This is a genomic window from Streptomyces sp. B15 (assembly GCF_018070605.1).
GTDB lineage: Bacteria > Actinomycetota > Actinomycetes > Streptomycetales > Streptomycetaceae > Streptomyces > Streptomyces smyrnaeus.
In genome coordinates, this window is record NZ_JAGPXJ010000038.1 from 35,190 (window position 1) to 54,491 (window position 19,302).

Consider the following 19,302-nt stretch of genomic DNA (forward strand, 5'->3'; position numbering starts at 1 on the left):
GGGCGCGCCGGATGCGGTCAGTCGGCGTCGGTGCGCAACGGGGCGCCGAGCATCGACATCGCCGACGCGATCGCCGTACGGATACGGTCGCCCTGTCCCTCACCGGCCCGCGCGAGCACCTTCAGACCGTGATTGAGCGCGGTCAGCATGGTCGCCGCCGACTTCGGATCGACACCGGACGCCAGCTCCCCCTCGGCACGCGCCCGGAGGAGGGCCCCGTAGAGCGCCACTTCGAGGCGACTGACATTTCCCGTGGTGCGCTGCGAGATCTCGGGGTCGGCGTCACCGTGCTCCACAGTGGCGTTGACCGCGAAACACCCCGCGGGCGTATCCCCCCGCGGAGGCACCACGCTGGTCTCCAGGAGATCGCGGACCGACTCCAGCGCGGATTCGCGGGAGGCCAGGATGTCGGCAGGGGTCGGCCCTGCCGCACCGGAGAGGAAGCGGTCGAGGGCGGCCAGATACAACGCGTGCTTGGACCCGAAGGTTCCGTACAGACTGGCCCGCGCGATGCCCAGCTCATCCGTCAGATCGCTGGTGGATGTCCCCTCGTAGCCCTTGCGCCAGAACAAGCGCATCGCCGCGTCCAGAGCGGCGTCCGGGTCGAATTCCTTGGTTCGCGCCATGCCGGGACCATACGATTTCGAGACTGACCGTCCTGTATTGCCGCGCAGGGCGTGCACTCGGACCGGACCGGGCCGGACCGGACCGGTGTCGAGGCGCCGGGAGTTGGTGGCTTCGGGTGCGGCGGGCCGCGCTCGACTCAGGCCACGACCGCATTTGCAGCACAGCTGGCCAACGCCGTGACCACCTATGGCCTCGACGGCATCGACTTCGACGACGAGTATGTCGACTACGCTGCGAGCGGCCCCAGGAAGCCGAATGCCTGGTCGTTCCCATACCTGGTCAAAGCATTGCGAGAGGCGCTGCCGAGCCGAATCATCTCCCTGTACTTCATCGGGGAGGCCGCAAAATCCCTGTCCTGCGACGGGATCGTCGTAGGGAAGCTTCTCGACTACGCCTGGAACCCGTGGTACGGCAGCTGGGAGGTGCCTGAGGTGCCCGGGATGACGAAGGCGCAGCTGGCACCTGCCGCGATCGACATCCAGGCCACATCGGAGTCGACGGCAACCAGCCTGGCGGAGCGGACCATGACCGACGGGTACGGCGTCTACAACACCTACAACCTGCCCGGCACCGACGTCAGCAAGTACCTCTCCTCGTTCACGGAACCGCTGTACGGCAGCGATGTCCGCCACACCGGCGGCTCGGCCGAGGCCCCGCCGCCCCCACCGCATCCTAGGCCGGGGGTGCCATACCGGAGGCCGTCTCCTCCAGAGCGGCGATCAGCGCCTCGGCGGACGGGCTCAGCGTACGGGTTGCCGACAGGGTCAGCCCGACGCTGTGCCCGATCGGCTCCAGCGGGACCGGCAGCCGGGCGAGCCGGCTGTCGTCCCGGATGATCAGGCTGGGCAGCACCGCCACCACCTCGGTCTCCAGCAGAAGCTGGCGCACCGTGAGGAACGAGGTGGTCTCCACCCGGTTCTCCGGGAGTCCGAAGCCGTGCCTGGTGAACAGCTCCTCGACCTCCCGGCGCAGCGCGGTCTGCGGTCCGGGCAGGATCCACGGGTACTCCATGAGTTCCGCCAGCTCGATGCCAGGCCGGTCGGCGAGCGCGTGGGAGGCACGGACCACCAGTCCGACCGACTCGTCGTAGAGCGTGCGCCGCACCATTCCCTCCCCGGAGGGCGCGGTGAGCCGGCCGACGATCAGGTCGACGCGTCCCGCCTCCAGCTCCAGCAGCAGCGCCTCGGGGGACGCCTCACGCACGATGACGGTCAGATACGGGTGCCGTTGCTTCAGCGCGGCGATGGCCCGGGGCAGCAGCACGTTCGACCCGGCCAGATGGGTGCCGACGACCACCGTCCCCCGGTCCGCCTCCGCCAGCTCCATCACATGGCGCCCCGCCTGGGTGAGCTGTGCGAGTACGGCGCGGGCGTGCTGGGTGAAGGCCTCCCCGAAGACCGTGGCCGTGATCCCGCGCGGCCCCCGCTCGAAGAGCGGCACCCCCAGGATGTCCTCCACCTCGTGCAGGCTGCGGGTGGCGGCGGGCTGTGTCACATGCAGCTCGGCGGCGGCGCCGACCACCGTTCCCTGCCGCGAGAGGGCGTCCACGAGGACCAGGTGCCGGAACTTGAGTCGGCCGTCGAGCAGGCGGGGGATCTCCACACGCCGACACTAGCGGAGCGCCGCAGGTCAGGGAGTGTCGGCAGGAACGTCGGGCCAGGTACCGGGAAGCAGCAGCGCCGAGTCGGTGTGCAGCGTGATCCGGACCGGGGAGAGCTCGGTCGCCTCCAGCGCCGGCTCCCCGGTACCGGGGTTGCGGGCGAAGCGTGGGTGGGCGCCGCCGCTGATCTGCCAGCGTATGCGGTGTCCGGCGGCGAAGCGGTGGGCGGTGGAGCTCATCGGCACGGTGACGGCGGCGGGCGTCCGTCCCGTCGTACGGACCCGGGCCGTCCCGTCGCAGACGTTGGTCGAGCGCCCCTTCGCGTCCACGTCGCACAGTCGGGCGAAGACATCGGCGTGCCCGGTGTCCGTGGCGACGCTCAGTCTGGCGGAGACCGGGCCGAGGATCTCGACGGGTTCGGCCAGTGCCGGGCCGGTGAACGTCACGACGTCCTTCCGCCGCTCCAGGGCCGCGTTGTCGCGGGGCCCGGCGGTACGGGACAGCAGCGGGCCGCCGAGGGAGGGAGTGGGGTCCGCCGGGTCGTGGACGAAGGAGGCCACCGGCGCGGAGCCGGTGGGCGGCTGCCGGGTGAGGTGCCGTTCCGTGGTGGGGAACCAGGAGGTGGTGGCTGCCGGGGAGGACGGCCAGTCGTCGAGGTCCCGCCAGGTGTCCGCACCCCCCATGTGCACGCGTACCGGCGCGGCGCGCAGCCCGGAGGGGTCGTCGCACATCTGCGCCCGCAGCCACCCCAGGCTCTCGGTGAACACCTCGGGCCAGCCTCGTTGGAGCGCGGAGGTGTGGGTCCAGGGCCCCACGAGCAGGGCGGTCCGGCACCCGGCCCGGCGCAGCCGGTCGTACTGTGCGAAGGTCTGGTCGGCAAGGACGTCGTGCCACCCGGTGACCAGGCTGGTGGGCACGGTGAGCCGTTCGGCGGCGTCGGCCGTCGAAGCGCCGCGCCAGTACGGGTCCTCCGCGTCCGGGTGCGTCAGTACGTCGTCCAGCCAGGGCACTTCCTGAGCGAGGGTGGTCAGATGCCCGCTGCGCAGGGGGCGTGCCCCGGTGATGCCGCGCAGTCGGCGTTGGAGGCGCAGTGTCGCCCTGGCGAAGGCCGCTGTTCCCTGGTGCTGGTAGGTCATACCGACACCGACGGCCAGCGCGTTCTCCAAGCGGGGCACTCCGTCGGCGTGGAAGAGGTCGTACGGGTCGTGGAGGCTCATCTGGACGGCCATCGCCTTCAGTTCAGGTGGCGGGTCCAGGGCGAGGGCCCACTGCACATAGCCCAGATAGCTGGGGCCGACCGTTCCCAGTCCGCCGTCGAACCAGGGTTGCTCCCGCAGCCAGGCCACCGTGGCGTGTCCGTCGGCCGCCTCGTTGCGCCACAGGTCGAACCGGCCGCCCGAGCCGCCGGTGCCGCGGCAGCTCTGCAGCACCACGTGGAATCCCTGTTCGGCGAAGAGGACGCCGTACATGGGTGACCACGGCACTCCCCTGCCGTACGGCGAGCGCACGAGGAGGGTGGGGAAGTCACCCGGGCCGCGGGGGAAGTAGTGGTCGGTCAGCAGGGGGCTGCCGTCGGCGGCCGGCACCTCGAGACCCGGCTCCCGGCCGACGGCGTACCGGGCGGCGGGGAGCCCGCGCCAGGTCGCCCGCAGTATCCGTGCGGACAGCGGCGGCTTTCCCGTCGGCGGTGTCCAGGCGGGCCGGGACGCGGCGTCGTGCGCGGCTGACGTCATCGGTTCCTCCACTCATTCTCGTACAACGTACGGGAAGTGTAAATGCTTGGATGGCTTCCGCACGACACACACCGGCGAGGAGAAGGGAGCCCACGACCGTGACGCGTGGTGGCGACTCCGGTGGTGGTACGGGCGTCGACCCGCAGCAGCTCTGGCTGACCCCCGACCGGCCCCGCAAGGGACGCAGACCCGCCTTCAGCCGCGAGGCGATCACAGCGGCGGCCGTCGCGCTGGCGGATGCCGAAGGGCTCGACGCGGTCACCATGCGGCGGGTGGCCGCCGAGGTCGGAGCCGGCGTCATGTCGCTCTACAGCTATGCGCCCGACAAGGAGACACTGCTGGAGCTGATGGCCGACCACGTCAGCGGCGAACTCCCGACGCACACCGCGCCCACCGGGGACTGGCGTGCCGACCTCAAGGCCATCGCCCACGAGCAGCGCGCCCTGATGCTGCGGCACCCGTGGCTCCCGGTCACCTTGGCGACCCACCGCACGCCCGGCCCCAACACCCTCGCCTTCCTGGAACGGGCGCTGGCGGCACTGCGCCCCACCGGGCTGGACGGCGCGGCGAAGTTGGAGGTCTTCGCGCAGCTCACCGCGTTCGTGGCCGGGTACGTGAGCCACGAGCTCACCCGGGCCGGAAGCGCGCACCCGCCGCAGCGGGCCGCCGCCGAGGCCCGCTATCTGCAGGCTGTCGCAGCGGACGGCCGCCACCCGGAACTCGCCGAGGTCCTTGCCGCACCGGGGCGCCCGCTGGAGCCGGAAGCCATGTTCACCCGGTTCCTCAACCGGCTGATCGACGGGCTGGCCACCGACTGATCCGCCGCGGGAGCCCGACAGGGGTCAGCGGCCGGGCGGTGAGGCGAAATTGCGACGGTAGGCGTACGGGCTGACACCGGTGGTGCGCTTGAAGCGGTCGCGGAAGGCGGTGGGCGAGCCGAACCCGACCTGGGCGCCGATGCGTTCGACCGGGTGCCGGGTGCTCTCCAGAAGGTGCTGGGCCTGGCGGATACGGGCGCGATGCAGCCACTGCAGCGGTGTGGTCCCGGTCTGCTCCCGGAATCGGCGGATCAGCGTACGGCGAGCGGACCGGCTCCTGACCGAGCACGCAGCCGCACGGCGGCACCGGCCGGCCCGAGGCCGTGCGGTGCCGCCGTGCGGTGCCCGCCGAAGCGGGAGGTGGTGCCTGCCGGTGCGGGCCTCCGGATCAGCGGGCGGCGGCGAGTACGGCGTCGGCCATGGCCTTCTCCCCGGCGGCGTTGGGGTGGAAGGGCGCCGCCGCGTCGGTGATGAGCGGCTCCGTCCAGCGGGTACCGGCGGGCTTGCACACGTCGTGGCCGATGGACTTGGCGTAGGTGTCGACGTATACGGCTCCGTGCTCCGCCGCCTGCTTGGCGATCATGGTGTTCAGACGCCTGTGGGTGTCGCGCAGCCATGGCGCGTCGCCCTTGGCGATGGGCACGACGAAGGGGCAGTTGCTGCCGTCGTCGGGCAGTATCGCGGGATAGCCGGTGATCAGGATCTCGGCGTGCGGTGCGCGTGCGCGGATGGCGTCGAGTGCGCCGGAGATCTTGGGGGCGGTCTTGTCGATGGTGGCGGCGAGCTGGTCCTGGCCGGTCCAGGTGTAGCTCCTCTTGCACGGCGAGCCGAGCGGGTTGACCAGCCCCAGGGTGACGCAGCGCACGATGATGTCGCCGAAGCCGATGTCGTTGCCGCCGATGGTGAGGGTGACCAGGTCGGTGTCGGCGCTCAGTGCGTCCAACTGCGGGGCGACGGAGGGCGACTGGGCCGAGTACAGGTCTTCGGTGGTGGCGCCCCCGCAGGTGACGTCCTTGTGTGCGCCGGGGGTGAGCGCGGCGTCGACCAGTGAGGGGTAGTTCCGGTCGGACCGGGAGCAGGTGTCGTCGACCGTGTTCGGCACCCCGGACCCCGCCGCGTAGGAGTCGCCCAGAGCGACATAGCGATGGACGGTGGTGTCTTCCGCCAGCGCCGGGCTCGCGCCGAGCCCGGCGCCGGCGGTCACGGCGGCTGTGGCGGTGGCCAGGGCCACGGCGGTTCTGGCACGGCAGCTGGACATGCGTACGCGCATGGCGGTACCTCTCGTGAGTGGGGAAAGGCGGGACCACTGCCGGCAGTTACTGGCCAGTTGCACTGAGAGGTAAATATGTGGTCGGCGTCACGGGGCGTCAAGAGGTGCGGCAGCACCGGCTCCGGACTCCGTGGCGGTGGGCGGCCCACGGCGCTGTCGGTGCGTCAGACGATGTCGCCGCGCCGGGCCGTCACGGCGACCGTGGCGTAGGGCATCGTGAACGCGCCGCCCAGCGAGTCGACCACCGATCCGACGCCCGCGAGCAACTCCGTCAGCTCGGCCGGTGGAAGCCGGGTGAAGCCGCCCATGGTGGGCAGCAGGTCCAGCCACTCGTCCCGGGTGTAGGACCGCTCCCAGTCGAACCGCCACTGTTCCGGCTCGCCGAAGGCCCCCGCCTCCCGCAGCGCGTCGGCCGCCTTGTCGCACAGCGCCGCGTACGGAGCGGCGTCGCTCGGCTGCCGCCGGGAGGGCAACGCGTCGGGCACCACGCGGCGGTAGACCTCGAGAAAGGCTTCGGCCACCTCGGGCGGCGGCTGCTCGACGTTCCAGAAGAGCGCCAGCCGGCCACCGGGACGCAGTGTCTCCGCCGCCTTCGTGGCTCCCGTGACCGGGTCCACCCAGTGCCAGGCCTGTCCGGCCACCACGGCGTCGAAGGTCCGCCCGGCGGGGTCCCAGGCCTCGAAGGTCGCCACCTCGACATCGAGTCCGCGCTGTCGCGCCCACTCGGCCATCCGTACGTCGGGTTCGAGGCCGGTCACCCGGCAGCCGGCGGCTCGGAACTGGCGGGCGGCGATGCCGGTACCGCAGCCGACGTCGAGCACGTCGGGCCCGGGGCGGTCGGCGACGATCCGCTCCACCAGGGCTCGGGGGTAGCGGGGGCGGGCCCGGTCGTAGCGTTCGGCATCCACGCCGAAGGACTCGGCTATGTGACGGGCCAGGTGAGATTCGGACACAGAGGGCTGCGGCCCTTCCGGAGATACAGTGGGCATGTGCCCACTGTAGTGGGCACATGCCCACTCGCCAAGGAGGCATACCCTGCCGGGAAGCAGAGGTGCGGTCCCGTGGCCGGCCTGTGGCGGAACACCGAAGAGAAACCCGAGAGACGGAACCGACGGGAGACAAGGAGCGACAGTGCCGACAGGGGTGGCCATCCGCGACGTCCGCGAGCAGTTGTTCGACGCCGCCGAACGCGTCCTGGTGCGGGACGGGCCCAACGCGCTGACCAGCCGGGCGGTGACCACCGAGGCAGGCTGCGCCAAGGGCGTCCTGCACCGGCACTTCGCCGACTTCGACGCCTTCCTCGCCGAACTCGTGGAGGACCGCATCGCCCGGCTCGACGGCCAGGCGGCGGCCCTGCGCGACCGCGCCGGGACCGGCACCGTCGCCGACAACCTCACCGACGCGCTGTCGGAGCTGTTCGGCTCGGTCGCCGTCGCCCTCGTCGGCCTGCTCGTCTCCCGGGACGGCCTGCGCGCACGACTGCGCCGCAGCAGGCCGACGGGCATCCCGCTGCTGGCGGAGGCCACAGCGATGGTCGCCTCCTACCTCACCGCCGAACGCGAACTGGGCCGCGTCGCGGCGGACGCCGACATCGACGGGCTCGCTCCCACTCTCGTCGGGGCAGGGCACCTGCTGTTCGCCGACCGGAAGAGCGCACCGCCCGGGACCGAAGCCGTCCGCAAGTCCGTGACGGCGGTCCTGGCCGGTGTCGTGCGCAAACCGCGGCCATGAACGGGAGACCCCCGCGGGGTTCCGCGCCGACGCGGGGTGGCAGGAGGTGAGAGGGGCAGGCCCGCGGCTGCCACCACAGGAAGGACACCGCGGCACAGGTGAGGAGCAGCCCGTTGGGACACATCACGTCGTACACCACAGCGCAGGAGTGGGACCGGCACTACGCGGACGGCCGCCGCTTCCGGCCACTCGGTGACGCCGAGCGTACGCTGCTCGCCGAGCACGCTCCCGCCCCGGAAGGCGGCACCGCGCTCGACGTCGGCTGCGGCACCGGGGAGTTGGCCGACCACCTCACCCGACTCGGCTATCGGGTGGACGCCGTCGACTGCGCCGAAAACGCCCTCACCCGCGCACGGGCGCGGTACGCCGACAACGGGGACGTGCGGTGGCTGCGCCTGGATGTCGAGCGGGCGGACCTGGCCGAGTTGGACGACGACGGCTACGACCTCGTCACCCTCCGGCTCGTCTGCCCCTTTCTGCGCGACCGGGCCCGCCTGCTGCACGGGCTCGGTGAACGGCTGCGTCCCGGCGGCAGGTTGGTGGTGATCACGCCCTTGGCCGATCAGGTGCCCGACAGCCGGCGGGGCATCGCCCTGGACGAAACGGAGATCGGCCTGCTGACCGAGGGCTGGGAGCGCGCGGAGCAGTTCGACGCGGAGGGTCTCGCGATGCTGGTGCTGCGCGGTACGCCGCCCGGCTTCGACCCGGAGGAGGACAGCCGCCCGGCGCCGCCCGCCTCGGCCGGTGCCGACGCCGCGGCCGACACCGGTGCGGGGGTCACCGGCGAGGAGGGGCGCGTGCGGCGCGGCGTCTGGCCGACCGTCACCGCACTCGCCCGCACCTTCGACGCACACGGCGACGCGCGCGGCGTGGCACCGGAACAGCAGTGGGCGCTGCAGGTGCTCAAGCTCGCCGAGGAGACAGGCGAGGCGGCGCAGGCCGTCATCGGCGCGCAGGGCACCAATCCCCGAAAGGGGTACAGCCACGGCTGGCAGGACGTGCACGCCGAGGTGGCCGATGTCGTCATCACGGGCCTGGTCGCCCTCGCCCGGATGCGGCCGGAGGACGCGGCGGACTACCTGGAGCGGCAACTGGCCGCGAAGGCGGCCAGGTTCCTCTAGTCACCGCCGGCCGGGCCCGACATGGGCGCGGTGCCAGGCCGCGTCCCGCAGCAGGCGCAGCCCGTTGAGGCCGACGAGCACGGTGGACCCCTCGTGTCCGGCGACGCCGAGCGGCAGCGGAAGGGTGCCGATCAGGTCCCAGCCGGCCAGGACGGCGATGAAGGCACCCGCGATGACCAGGTTCTGCACGACCAGCCGGCGTGCGGTACGGGAGAGGTTGACCACGGTGGGGATGGCGGCGAGTTCGTCGCGGACCACCACGGCGTCGGCGGTCTCCAGCGCGAGATCCGAGCCCGCCCTGCCCATGGCGATGCCGGTGTGCGCGGCGGCCAGTGCGGGCGCGTCGTTGACTCCGTCGCCGACGACCAGCACCTTGCGCCCCGCCGCCTCCAACTCCCGGACGGCGCCGACCTTGTCCTGCGGCAGCAGCGCGGCACGGACATCGGTGATGCCGGTGCGCGCCGCCAGCAGCCCGGCGGCCCGCTCGTTGTCGCCCGTGACCAGGACGGGCCGGGCACCGGTGAGCGAGGTCAACGCGGCGACCGCCTGGGCGGCGTCGGGCCGCAGCCGGTCGGCGATGCCCAGCACACCGACCGGGCGGCCGTCCACCAGGACCGCCACGGCGGTGCGCCCGGCTCCCTCCAACTGCCGCGCCGTCTCCCAGGCGGCGTCGCCGGGCCGGCGTGCGCCCTCGGGCACGGCGGGGGCGGCCGGCGGGCCGGCAGCCGGGTCCAGGAGGCGGCCGGGTGCCCCGACCCGGACGCGACGGCCCTCGACGGTGGCGGTGACGCCGAGGCCGGGGGTGGAGGAGAAGCCGTCGGCGTCCGGAAGCGGGAGGCCGCGGCTCCGGGCGGCGTCCACGACCGCGCGGGCCAGCGGGTGTTCGCTGTCCCGCTCGGCCGCGGCCGCCCAGCTCAGCAGGGTGTCCTCGGTGAGCCCCGAACCGGGCAGCGGGCACACGTCCGCCAGATGGGGAGCGCCTTCGGTGAGGGTGCCGGTCTTGTCCAGGGCCACGGCGTCGGTCTGCCCGAGGCGTTCCATGACGACCGCGGACTTCACCAGCACGCCGTGCCGTCCGGCGTTGGCGATCGCGGACAGCAGCGGCGGCATGGTGGCCAGTACGACCGCGCAGGGCGAGGCGACGATCATGAACGTCATCGCCCGGAGCAGCGTGGGCTGCAGTGCGGCGCCGAAGGCGAGGGGCACGGCGAACAGCGCCAGGGTGGCGGCGACCATCACGAGGGAGTACCGCTGCTCGACCTTCTCGACGAACAGCTGGGTGGGGGCCTTGGTCTCGGAGGCTTCCTCGACCATCGCCACGATCCGGGCGAGTACCGAGTCGGCCGGATCGCGCTCCACCCGCACGCGCAGTGAACCGGTGCCGTTGACGGTGCCGGCGAACACCTCGTCACCGTTCTGCTTAGCGGCCGGCAGCGGTTCGCCGGTGATGGTCGACTGATCCACCTCGCTCTGCCCGTCGAGGACCCGGCCGTCGGCACCGATCCGCTCGCCGGGGCGTACCAGGATGGTGTCGCCCACCGTGAGGCACTGCGCGGCCACGCTCTCCTCGCCGCCGTCGGGCAGGAGCCGGGTCGCGGTCGCGGGAGCGAGGTCGAGCAGACCGCGGACCGAGTCCGCGGTCCGTGCGGTGGCCAGGGCCTCCAGCGCGCCCGAGGTGGCGAAGATGACGATCAGCAGCGCGCCGTCCAGCACCTGCCCGATCGCCGCGGCGCCGAGGGCGGCGACCACCATCAGCAGGTCCACGTCCAGCGTTTTGTCCTTGAGCGCCTTCAGCCCTTCCCAGCCCGGCTCCCAGCCTCCCGTGACGTAGGTGGCGGCGAACAGCGGTGCCCATGTCCAGGCAGGAGCGCCCAGCAGGTCGAGCGGCAGGGCGAGCAGGAAGAGCGCGAGTGCGGCGAGCGCCCAGCGCACCTCGGGCAGTGCCAGGACCCGGGTACGCCGACGCGGGGCGGCCGGGCGGGTCAGCGGCTTCGCGGCGGGTTCGGTGAGCGTGGAGACCATGACGAGACGGGGTCCTTCGCTGAAGGGGGAAGCGACCTCCTCACCGTACAGGAACGATTGAACAGCCATTCATGTATCCGGCTCCGTAGGATGGCACCCATGGGCCATGGAGCGAACACCCCCGAACCCGGCGCGGCGCCGCGCACCCGTCTCACCCCGGAGAACGCGCCGCAGGTCGCCACCACGCTCCAGGCCCTGTCCACCCCGTCCCGGCTACTGATCCTGGCGCGCCTGCGCGAGGGGCCGTGCGCGGCGACCGAACTGGCGGCCTCCGTCGGCATGGAGCAGTCCGCCTGCTCCCACCAGCTGCGGCTGCTGCGCAACCTCGGCCTGGTCACCGGAACCCGGCAGGGCCGCTCGGTGGTCTACACGCTGCACGACAACCACGTCGCGGCCCTCCTCGACCAGGCCCTCTACCACGTGGAACACCTCAGCCTCGGCCTCACGGACGCCCCCGGCGAAGCAGTCGCACAGCCGGACGGACCCCGGCGCGCCCTGGCCGAACCGTGACGGGCGCCCCGGCACGGTCACCTCGGGGACCCTCAGGGTGACGGCGGCGGCGCCGGGACCAGCAGATCCGTGCGGCGGACCGGGCGGGTGAGGGCGAGAAGCGCCTGGTCGTCCTGGGCGGGGCCGGCGCTGTGCCGGTGCACATCGGTGACCAGGAAGTCGAGGACGGTCCGCGGATCCGCCGGGTATCCGGTGTTGCGCCGGTAGGCGTCCAGCATCCGCGAGATCCGGTCGGCAGGGTCGTAGAAGGTGCCGCTGCGATCCCGTGCCTCGGTCACGCCGTCGGTGAAGCACAGCAGCGTACCGCCCGGCGGCAGTTCATAGGTCTCCACCGGAGAGACCCACGAGCCGAGGGTGGTGATCCCCAGCGGCGGCGCCTCCTGACCGGGCTCCAGCAGGCGGGCGTGTCCCGCCGGGTCCAGCAGCAGCGGTGCCGGATGGCCACGGTTGACCAGCCGGATCTCCTCCAGATCCCGGGTGAACTCGACGAGCAGCGCCGTGGTGAAGCCCTCGGTCTCTTCGAGTCCGCCCTGCCGCTGCCCTTCCCGTACGAGCGTCTCCTCCAGCGTCTCCACCACGGTGGGCAGGTCGACGCAGTGGTCGGCGGCGTAGCGGAAGGCACCGATGTCGGCGCTGACGACCGCGATGGCGGACAGTCCCTTGCCACGGACGTCGCCGATCATGGCACGCACCCCGTACGGCGTCTCCTGCACCACGTACAGATCACCGCCGATCAGGGCCGTCTCGTCGGCCGGGACGTAGCGCGCGGCCACCTCCAGGCCACCGGTACGCTCCGGCGGGGTGGGCAGCACCGCCTGCTGAGCCACCTGGGCGGCGTGCCGGGCCTTGTCGGCGGTGGCATGGTGCGAGCGCAGGGTCCGGTTCAGCCCGACCGCCAGCGCCGTGATCGCCACCAGGGTGAGCTGGGTGCCGATACCGCTCTGCGGCCCGAATGTGCCCTCCGAGTAGGCCAGCCCGGCGTGTGCCGCCATGGCCGCGACGCCCACGGCGATGATCGTCAGCGGCTCCAGCACCGGTGCGGCCACCACCGGCGCCACGGCCAGCAGGGGCGCGGTGGAGACCCACTGCCGCGCCAGCAGATCCAGCCCGACAGCGAGCACGAGCACGCCTACGGGCACCCACCGGTAGATCCGTCGCCACACCCACACCTCACGCACCCGAACATCCTGCCCCTCGATCGTGCCGCTGCGCGCTTGCCCGCACCGCCGAGGCCGCAGGTTCTGCCGCACGTCCGCCCGCCTGCCCCGAGCAGGAGCGGCCCCGTCCCGGCCACCCGTGGGGCGGTCGGCTGCCGGAGGCGACCTCGCCCTGTACGCCATCGTATGGAGATCGGCATACCGCCGCTCCCGGGCGACCCGCCCCGGAGGGGCGGCGCGGTCACAGGGCGCTGCCGTCCCGGCGTATGGGGCCCCAGCGGCCTGGCTGGCGCGTGATGACGGCATCCGCCTCGGCGATGACGCGGTGATGGATCCAGCCCAGCGGCCTGACAGCCCGGACCAGCGGCTCGTTGTCGGGGCCGCGGCCCATCTCCTGCCCCCTGAGCACCCAGGGACGGGTGCGCGAGTCCTTGACGCGCGGCAGATGGGAGTAGTCGTACAGGCGGCGGGCCACCCATACGCGCGTGGGGCGGTCTCCCCACCACCCCTCCACATCGAGCGGGCTGGCCGACAGCCCCGGCATCCGGACGCCCGTCAGGTCGTCCATGCTCGAAGCCCGCTGCAGATCGACCGAAGGACCGCGCGACCAGCGCACATACAAGCTGCGGCGCCCGGCCACCAGGTCGGTGACCGCGTCCAGAGTGGTGAAGACGGGCATGGCAGCCGTGGGGTCCATGATCGACTCCTGTCACAGGGCGGTACCGCACGCGAGTAGCCGCCACCCCCGTTCCCGCCTCCGGCCGGTCGGGCAGTGACGTCGACATCTCAGGTGGTCGGCTGAGCCTCCCCCCGGTCCCCTGTCGGCGGGTCGGGCAGATCGCCGCCGTTCGGGCCGCCGCGCTCGGCGCCTCCCGTCATGATGTCCCGTACCTCGGCCACCTGGTCACTCCCTTCCTCGACGCTCCCCGGCACCCGTCCGCACCCGACGCCGGCGCCCTGGCGGTCGAGGCCCGGGTTCCCCTCCTCCACCAGGGGTAACGGACACCGGCACACGGCCGGGCGGCCCTGCCGACAACGCCCCCGCAGGAAGCGTGCGCTCCTGCGGGGGCGGTCGGGTTCAGGCGGTCGGCCTCAGGCGGCCGGGTTCAGGCGGCCGCGTCCGGACGGGCGGTTCAGGCGGGCGGGGCGGGCAGCGTCGCGAGCCAGTCGGTCAGCAGCCCGTTGATCTCTTCGGGGCGCTCCTGCTGGATCCAGTGGCCGCAGCCTTCCAGGATGTGGGAGGAGTGCAGGCCCGGGAGCGTGGTGGGATAGGCGTCGATGGCGTCGCGCAGCCACATGGTGGAGGCGTCCAGCCCGCCGCCGGCGAACAGCGACGGCTGGGTGAGGGGGGCGCCGTCGAAGTCGGCGAGGTCCTCCCAGTCCCGGTCCATGTTGCGGTACCGGTTGAGCGCCCCGCTCCAGCCGGTGCGCTCGAACTCACCTGCGTAGAAGTCGAGGTCGCCCTCGCCCAGCCAGGCGGGCAGCTTGTCGGTCGGGAAGCGGTCACGCATCAGCCCACCGGGGGCGACGAAATGCGGGTCGGGCTCTTCGCCGGTCGGCATGGTGTCGGCGGACAGCGCCGCGTAGACACCGGCGAGCCAGCCGCGCACATCGGGTTCGATCTCGGCCTCGGCGCGGCCGGGCTGCTGGAAGTAGGAGACGTAGAACTCGTCGTCGCCGCCCACCTGGTCGAAGACCTCGGTGGGCCGGGGGCCGCCGCGCGGGCTGTAGGGAACGCTCAGCATCCCCACCGCGCGGAAGACATCCGGCCTGAGCAGGGCGGAGTTCGCGGCGATGGGCGAGCCCCAGTCGTGTCCGACGATCACCGCGGAGCGCTCACCGAGGGCGTGCACCACGGCGACGTTGTCCTCCACCAGATCGAGCATCCGGTACGCGGCGGTCTCGGCAGGCTTGGAGGAGCGGCCGTAGCCGCGTACGTCGATCGCCACGGCGCGATATCCGGCGGCGGCCAGCACCGGCAGTTGGTGGCGCCAGGAGTACCAGGATTCGGGGAAGCCGTGCACCAGCAGCACCAGCGGGCCGGTGCCCTGCTCGACCAGATGGGTCCGGCCTGCCGGTGAGGACACCAGCCGGTGTGTCACGTCCATCGTCTGCTGAGACATCTGCCCTCCGAAGGTGCTGAACTGCGGGCCTTGCGCGCAACCGGGCCTCTGGCCGACCGGCTCGTTGACGATCATGTGGCCCAGCAGCCTCGTACGCCAGGACTTTTGCCAGTCCGGCAAAGGACCGCTGACCTGGCCGTGTGCACGGTGGTCAGGACAGTGGCTGTTCGCCCGCCGCACGTGACCACCAGGCCGCCTCGCCGCGGGTGAGGCCCGGGAGGGTCCGCTCCGCGCGCGAGACATGGCGGGCCGGGATCGTCCCCCTCAGGGCGCAGACGGCACGGCCCGGCACCGTCTCGGTGAACGTCGCGCCCAGCGGGGCCAGCGCCGCCGTCACACCGGGAAGGGTGTCGTCCGGCACCTCCAGTTCGAAGGAGTGGTACGGCTCGTACACACGGGTACCGGCGCGTTCCAGTGCGCGGGCCGGCACCAACCGGGTCAGACCGCGGAAGTCGGCCGCCGTGCTGACCGGCCCGGCGAAACCGGAGCGCACGAGCGTGACGACGCAGTCGGTGACGGCCCAGCCGTGCGGGCCGGCACTCCGAGGGCACGCTCGACCTCGGCGATGAAGTCGGAGTGGCCCGGGGTGTCGATGAGATTGACACGGGCGCCGCCGACGCCGAAGGAGGCGACCGCCGAACGCACGGTGATGCCCCGCTGCCGTTCGATCGCTCCGGTGTCGGTGCGGGTGCTGCCGGCATCCACGCTGCCGAGCGTGCTGATGGCGCCGGTGTCGTAGAGCAGTCGCTCGGTGAGGCTCGTCCTGCCCGCGTCGACATGCGCGAGGATGCCGATGTTGCGGATGGTGGCGGGGGTGTGGGCGCTGGTGTGCGGAACGCGGGCACCGACGGGGTGCCCCGCGCGGGGTGCTGACATGGGTGCGGGAGTCCTCGAAGTCCGTCGGCCGGCAGGGGCACTGGGTGGTTCCGAGGAATCGCCGGATCTCACTCTCCCGCGGACAGCTGCTGGGGTCGCCGGACATCCTGGCCACCCGGGCTGCCGGGCGCAACGCGTTTTTGGGCGCGGCCCGGTCGTCGTTCCAAGGCGCACCGGGTGCCGGCTGCTGCCCCTGCCCCGACCGGCAGCAGGGGGCTGCCTAGCGGACCAGGTAGCTGCGCAGTCCGTCGAGGAACGGTGTCAGTCGCAGGTCGTAGTGCTTGGTCAGCGGCTCCAGGTCGGCGACGAAATCCTCCAGCATGAAGTCGAGCGCGTCGGGGGTGATCAGCGGGCCGGGGAGGCGGGCCATCAGCCGCGCACCGGGGCGGGTCACCCGGTCGGCGACGTCCACGATCGGCCGGCCGCGGCCGACCAGCCGCAACGCGGTGCTGAGCATGGCCCGCATCGTCATACGCTCGGGCCCGCCGATCTCTAACGTGCCCTCGGGTGCGTCGGCCGCCGCGGCCTGGGCGACCAGTCGGCCGACGTCGTCGACGTGCACCGGCTGGTGGTTCTGGCGGCCGCCTTGCGGCAGCGGCAGGACGGGCAGGTACCGGCAGGCGCGGATGATGCGGTTGATGCCGTTGTCGCGGGGCCCGTAGACGAACGCCGGGCGCACGACCACATGCTCCATACCGGAGTCTGCGACGGCCAGTTCCCCGCGCCGGATGGCGCGGAAGTACGGTTTCGTCGGATTCTCGGTGACGCCGACGCCCGCCACATACACATAGCGGCGCACTCCGGCGGCGCGGGCCGCCCGTACCAGCCGCTCGGTACCCAGACCGTCGTACTCCAGATAGCTGTGCCGGTGCTGCGGCTTCTCGAAGGGGTAGTTGGGGAAGTTGGCGCTCTGCACCACGACATCGGCACCCTCGACAGCCGGCCCCAGGGTCGTGGGATCGAGCATGTCGCCCCAGCGGTAGCCGTCGTGCCGGGCCGCCAGCCGGGCGTTGTGCGTCACCACGACGACGTCCCAGCCCGCGTCGCGCAGCGCCTCGACACAGGCGCCGCCGATGAACCCTCTGCCGCCGACGACGGCGGCCGTGCCTCGCTTGTCACGTGCGGTCATATGTGATCCCGTCTCGACGGAGTTCGGGGGTGGGCCGGGGCCGCCGGTCGCGCACCGGGGCCGGAGGCCGAGGTCCGGGCCGGAGAAGACCCGGGCGCCGCGGCTACAGCATCATCATCCGCATCCGGGTGCCGAGGGACGGCACGGACGGGGAGGCCAGTTCGCGGTAGAAGGTCTCGGCCAGCTCCATGTTGCGGGCCATCCGCCGCATGGCCAGATCGCGTGCCGTGCGTGCGCCGGGGGCGCTGCCGCACAGGACGCGGGCCCACTGGTCGGAGATGCGCTGGGCGTATGCGGTGCGGGGCTGCCGGCGCTGCTGGAAGGCGGACAGCCGCGCGGCGCAGAAGTCACCGCTGCGGACGGCTTCCTCGGCCACCTCGCGCAGCAGCGGCACGTCCTCCAGGGTCAGGGAGCCGCCCAGTCCCAGGTGCGGCAGCATGCCGTGTGCCGCGTCGCCCATCAGTACGGCGCCGTCGGTGGCCCAGCGCGGCACGGTGATGGTCCACGGGCGGACCACCACAGCGCGCTGCAGCTGGTCGTAGGCGGGGGCGTTGGCCGGATCGACCGCGGCGTACTGCCGCAGGGCGTGGTCCGGGTCGCCGGCTTCGGACTCCTGGGCGACGGTGTAGAGCCAGCTGTCCTTGTCACCGAGGCTGACGCAGCCCCCCGAGCCGGACGCGGAGAGGGCCTGCCGGGACTCCCGGGCCGGCAGCGGACCGCCGACGCCGGTGACGATGACCTGGCCGCGCGGCTGCCGCCGGGAGGAGCTGAGTCCCAGTTCGCCGCGGAGGCGGGAGCCGGAGCCGTCGGCGCCGATCAGCAGCGGGGTGCGCAGGGTCAGCGGGCCCTCGGGGCGCCGCAGCCGCATCGTCCAGGTGGCACGCTCGCGGCTGAGGGTCCACTCGTCGACCGAGTCCAGTATCCGCACCCCGGCACGCAAAGCCGTGTCCCGCAGTACGGATTCCAGCCGGGAGGGCAGAATTCCGAGGAATGTGCCCGCGCCCAGCTCCGACAGATCCACCCGCAACCGGGTGCGTTCCCGGCCGACCACGAACCAGGTGAGGGATTCCAGTTCGGCGCCCTGCCGCAGCGCTTCGGGCAGCGCGCCCAACCACCTCAGGCTCCGAGTTCCCGGCGGCCAGAGCAGAAATCCGAAGATGTCCGCCTTGGCTTTCCTTCTCGATTCGACGATGGCCGTGTCGATTCCGGATTCGGCCAGTGCAATGCCCGTGGACAAGCCCGCGAGACCACCGCCGACGATGGTGATATCGGGTTTCTCCACAGCGGGACGTGCCACGTCGCTCACCACGCCCCCACATTCGCATCAGCGTGTGCGGTGCGCAAGACACGCGCGGGACTTCGCAGCGCTTCCGAGGCTTCCCACCGCTCGGGGGACAGCGGTTGCCGAGCGTCGCCAACTGCCGGGGCCAGGACCGTTGTTGGGCATCAGCCCGCCTGGATGGCGTAGAGGCTCTGGCCCGAGACCAACTGGTCGGTGCGGATGCGCTGGAAGCCCGCCTCCCGCAGCTCGGGCTCCAGCCGGGCCGGGGTGGTCAGCGCGTAGCACCCCTGGGTGCAGGCCAGGATCAGATCCAGATTGAGGGCGGTCGGGTTGCTGTCGTGGAACATCGAGACGAGCACCAGCCGGCCGCCCTCGCGCAGGGCTCCGCGCAGGGTGCGGAAGAGGTCGGGGCGTTCCTCGGGTGCGAAGTAGTAGATGTTGTTGAGCAGCAGAATCACATCGTAGGGGCCGTCCAGCTCGGCTTCGCGAACGTCGCCCTGGCGGACGCCGAAGCGGTCCTCCAGGGACCAGCGGCGCAGGTTGCGCTGGGCCAACTCGACGGCGGCGGGCTGCAGGTCGAGCCCGCTGCCGGTGCTCCCCGGCCTGGCTGACGCCGCGCGCAGATAGACGCCGGAACCGCAGCCGACATCGAGCACATGGCCGCCCTCGGCCTCGCTCATGGCCTCGCGCACATACCCGGAGATCACCCCTTCGGCGATACGGGAGGACTCGGCGATCACTCCGGCGTACCGCGGCAGATGGTCGCCGAGTTCGCCGCCGCGCAGCGCTTCGGGCAGCTCGTGGTAGACGGTGGCGTGGTAGGCGGTCTGCTCCTCCAGGAGGGCCCGCAGGACGCCGCCGTTGCGGCCGACGAGCGCGCGGGCCCGCCTGCCCTTGAGCGCGTACGTCCCGGGGGCGGCGGCGGTCCCGGAGACCCGTGAGGAGACGGACAGCTCCCCGACCGAGACCCCGAGTTCGAGGAAAATGCGGAATTGCTCGGTCCGGGTGATGCCGAGCCGCTCGGCCAGTTCGGCGACCGGGGCCGGGGTCTTCAGGGCCTCCAGCAGTCCGAGGTGGACGGCGGCCGCGAGGAAATGCGTCCGCGTCACCTGCTGGGAATCCCGCAGCAGAAGCGCGTGGGCGGCCGGATCGGGCTGACTGGCCGCCGCGCGAAGAGTCCTGCTCCATTTGCTGGAAGGCACGCCGATTCTCCTCCTGTTCGCCCCGGGGCGAGGAATTGACAGATGACCGCTCAGCGTAGAACTCCCCCTTGACGCCTACCAGATGACCGGTAGCGTCTGTT

The 19,302-nt window shown here is 72.3% G+C and carries 20 protein-coding genes and 2 pseudogenes; 5 read left to right on the forward strand and 17 right to left on the reverse strand.

Features of this window, described 5'->3' with window-relative positions:
- Positions 1-17 precede the first annotated feature (17 nt).
- Positions 18-626 carry a TetR/AcrR family transcriptional regulator gene (locus tag KBY19_RS18550; RefSeq protein WP_210955517.1) on the reverse strand — a complete coding sequence of 203 codons (609 nt, stop codon included), beginning with the start codon at positions 624-626 and terminating at the stop codon, positions 18-20.
- A 177-nt stretch (positions 627-803) separates the two neighbouring features.
- Between KBY19_RS18550 and KBY19_RS37790 the strand changes: the two are divergent.
- A pseudogene (locus KBY19_RS37790) lies at positions 804-989 on the forward strand (chitinase); the annotation flags it as partial.
- 26 nt (positions 990-1,015) lie between these two features.
- Here KBY19_RS37790 and KBY19_RS18555 read toward each other — a convergent pair.
- The 3 genes from KBY19_RS18555 to KBY19_RS18565 form a co-directional block, all read right to left on the reverse strand.
- A complete protein-coding gene (locus KBY19_RS18555) occupies positions 1,016-1,153 on the reverse strand; it encodes a hypothetical protein (RefSeq protein ID WP_210966221.1) in 138 nt (45 codons plus the stop codon).
- A gap of 146 nt (positions 1,154-1,299) precedes the next feature.
- A complete protein-coding gene (locus tag KBY19_RS18560) occupies positions 1,300-2,229 on the reverse strand; it encodes a LysR substrate-binding domain-containing protein (protein WP_099885787.1) in 930 nt (309 codons plus the stop codon).
- 27 nt (positions 2,230-2,256) lie between these two features.
- Positions 2,257-3,960, reverse strand: coding sequence for a CocE/NonD family hydrolase (locus KBY19_RS18565; protein WP_210966208.1), 1,704 nt, complete (start codon positions 3,958-3,960; stop codon positions 2,257-2,259).
- A gap of 98 nt (positions 3,961-4,058) precedes the next feature.
- Between KBY19_RS18565 and KBY19_RS18570 the strand changes: the two genes are divergently transcribed.
- Entirely contained in the window at positions 4,059-4,778 is a 720-nt protein-coding gene (locus KBY19_RS18570) for a TetR/AcrR family transcriptional regulator C-terminal domain-containing protein (protein WP_307843550.1), read from the forward strand.
- A 24-nt stretch (positions 4,779-4,802) separates the two neighbouring features.
- Here KBY19_RS18570 and KBY19_RS18575 read toward each other — a convergent pair.
- The 3 genes and pseudogenes from KBY19_RS18575 to KBY19_RS18585 form a co-directional block, all read right to left on the reverse strand.
- Positions 4,803-5,048, reverse strand: a pseudogene (locus KBY19_RS18575) (helix-turn-helix domain-containing protein); the annotation flags it as partial.
- A gap of 118 nt (positions 5,049-5,166) precedes the next feature.
- On the reverse strand, positions 5,167-6,048 hold the full coding sequence (locus tag KBY19_RS18580) for an SGNH/GDSL hydrolase family protein (protein ID WP_210966209.1): 882 nt from the start codon (positions 6,046-6,048) through the stop codon (positions 5,167-5,169).
- 164 nt (positions 6,049-6,212) lie between these two features.
- Complete coding sequence (locus KBY19_RS18585; protein WP_210966210.1) at positions 6,213-7,037, reverse strand: class I SAM-dependent methyltransferase; 825 nt, start codon at positions 7,035-7,037, stop codon at positions 6,213-6,215.
- A gap of 142 nt (positions 7,038-7,179) precedes the next feature.
- On the opposite strand from KBY19_RS18585, the gene KBY19_RS18590 reads away from it, so the two are divergent.
- Both KBY19_RS18590 and KBY19_RS36585 read left to right on the forward strand, forming a co-directional pair.
- Entirely contained in the window at positions 7,180-7,779 is a 600-nt protein-coding gene (locus KBY19_RS18590) for a TetR/AcrR family transcriptional regulator (RefSeq protein ID WP_210966211.1), read from the forward strand.
- Between the two features lie 113 nt (positions 7,780-7,892).
- Positions 7,893-8,900, forward strand: a complete 1,008-nt coding sequence (locus KBY19_RS36585; RefSeq protein ID WP_247691132.1) for a methyltransferase — start codon at positions 7,893-7,895, stop codon at positions 8,898-8,900.
- Here KBY19_RS36585 and KBY19_RS18605 read toward each other — a convergent pair whose 3' ends face one another.
- Positions 8,901-10,922, reverse strand: a complete 2,022-nt coding sequence (locus tag KBY19_RS18605; protein WP_210966220.1) for a heavy metal translocating P-type ATPase — start codon at positions 10,920-10,922, stop codon at positions 8,901-8,903. It abuts the gene before it with no gap.
- A 99-nt stretch (positions 10,923-11,021) separates the two neighbouring features.
- On the opposite strand from KBY19_RS18605, the gene KBY19_RS18610 reads away from it, so the two are divergent.
- On the forward strand, positions 11,022-11,432 hold the full coding sequence (locus KBY19_RS18610) for a helix-turn-helix transcriptional regulator (RefSeq protein ID WP_185018986.1): 411 nt from the start codon (positions 11,022-11,024) through the stop codon (positions 11,430-11,432).
- A gap of 32 nt (positions 11,433-11,464) precedes the next feature.
- Here the strand turns inward: KBY19_RS18610 and KBY19_RS18615 are convergent, their stop codons facing one another.
- The 9 genes from KBY19_RS18615 to KBY19_RS37540 form a co-directional block, all read right to left on the reverse strand.
- Positions 11,465-12,610 (reverse strand): PP2C family protein-serine/threonine phosphatase, encoded by a 1,146-nt coding sequence (locus tag KBY19_RS18615; protein WP_307842337.1) that lies wholly within the window; start codon positions 12,608-12,610, stop codon positions 11,465-11,467.
- A gap of 220 nt (positions 12,611-12,830) precedes the next feature.
- Complete coding sequence (locus KBY19_RS18620) at positions 12,831-13,286, reverse strand: DUF6098 family protein (protein ID WP_099885778.1); 456 nt, start codon at positions 13,284-13,286, stop codon at positions 12,831-12,833.
- A gap of 89 nt (positions 13,287-13,375) precedes the next feature.
- A complete protein-coding gene (locus KBY19_RS18625) occupies positions 13,376-13,579 on the reverse strand; it encodes a hypothetical protein (protein ID WP_099885777.1) in 204 nt (67 codons plus the stop codon).
- A gap of 143 nt (positions 13,580-13,722) precedes the next feature.
- Positions 13,723-14,712 (reverse strand): alpha/beta fold hydrolase, encoded by a 990-nt coding sequence (locus tag KBY19_RS18630; RefSeq protein ID WP_099886978.1) that lies wholly within the window; start codon positions 14,710-14,712, stop codon positions 13,723-13,725.
- Between the two features lie 151 nt (positions 14,713-14,863).
- Entirely contained in the window at positions 14,864-15,205 is a 342-nt protein-coding gene (locus KBY19_RS18635) for a hypothetical protein (RefSeq protein WP_210966212.1), read from the reverse strand.
- Positions 15,151-15,588: a GTP-binding protein gene (locus KBY19_RS37245; RefSeq protein ID WP_282102884.1), complete on the reverse strand. Its 438-nt coding sequence runs from the start codon at positions 15,586-15,588 to the stop codon at positions 15,151-15,153. The genes KBY19_RS18635 and KBY19_RS37245 overlap by 55 nt, the downstream gene beginning before the upstream one ends.
- 220 nt (positions 15,589-15,808) lie before the next feature.
- Positions 15,809-16,717 (reverse strand): NAD-dependent epimerase/dehydratase family protein, encoded by a 909-nt coding sequence (locus KBY19_RS18645; RefSeq protein ID WP_099885775.1) that lies wholly within the window; start codon positions 16,715-16,717, stop codon positions 15,809-15,811.
- Between the two features lie 103 nt (positions 16,718-16,820).
- Positions 16,821-18,014, reverse strand: coding sequence for an NAD(P)/FAD-dependent oxidoreductase (locus KBY19_RS18650; protein ID WP_210966213.1), 1,194 nt, complete (start codon positions 18,012-18,014; stop codon positions 16,821-16,823).
- A gap of 149 nt (positions 18,015-18,163) precedes the next feature.
- Positions 18,164-19,201 (reverse strand): cyclopropane-fatty-acyl-phospholipid synthase family protein, encoded by a 1,038-nt coding sequence (locus KBY19_RS37540; RefSeq protein ID WP_185018977.1) that lies wholly within the window; start codon positions 19,199-19,201, stop codon positions 18,164-18,166.
- Positions 19,202-19,302: the final 101 nt, after the last annotated feature.

What these genes read in the sequence shown, in the direction of transcription:
- KBY19_RS18555 (WP_210966221.1), bottom strand. Translation starts at nt 1,153, where the DNA reads ATGGTCCGCTCCGCCAGGCTGGTTGCCGTCGACTCCGATGTGGCCTGG.
- KBY19_RS18645 (WP_099885775.1), bottom strand. Translation starts at nt 16,717, where the DNA reads ATGACCGCACGTGACAAGCGAGGCACGGCCGCCGTCGTCGGCGGCAGA.
- KBY19_RS18585 (WP_210966210.1), bottom strand. Translation starts at nt 7,037, where the DNA reads ATGCCCACTGTATCTCCGGAAGGGCCGCAGCCCTCTGTGTCCGAATCT.
- KBY19_RS37245 (WP_282102884.1), bottom strand. Translation starts at nt 15,588, where the DNA reads ATGTCAGCACCCCGCGCGGGGCACCCCGTCGGTGCCCGCGTTCCGCAC.
- KBY19_RS18610 (WP_185018986.1), top strand. Translation starts at nt 11,022, where the DNA reads ATGGGCCATGGAGCGAACACCCCCGAACCCGGCGCGGCGCCGCGCACC.
- KBY19_RS18565 (WP_210966208.1), bottom strand. Translation starts at nt 3,960, where the DNA reads ATGACGTCAGCCGCGCACGACGCCGCGTCCCGGCCCGCCTGGACACCG.
- KBY19_RS18630 (WP_099886978.1), bottom strand. Translation starts at nt 14,712, where the DNA reads ATGTCTCAGCAGACGATGGACGTGACACACCGGCTGGTGTCCTCACCG.
- KBY19_RS18550 (WP_210955517.1), bottom strand. Translation starts at nt 626, where the DNA reads ATGGCGCGAACCAAGGAATTCGACCCGGACGCCGCTCTGGACGCGGCG.
- KBY19_RS18580 (WP_210966209.1), bottom strand. Translation starts at nt 6,048, where the DNA reads ATGCGCGTACGCATGTCCAGCTGCCGTGCCAGAACCGCCGTGGCCCTG.
- KBY19_RS18620 (WP_099885778.1), bottom strand. Translation starts at nt 13,286, where the DNA reads ATGGACCCCACGGCTGCCATGCCCGTCTTCACCACTCTGGACGCGGTC.
- KBY19_RS18605 (WP_210966220.1), bottom strand. Translation starts at nt 10,922, where the DNA reads ATGGTCTCCACGCTCACCGAACCCGCCGCGAAGCCGCTGACCCGCCCG.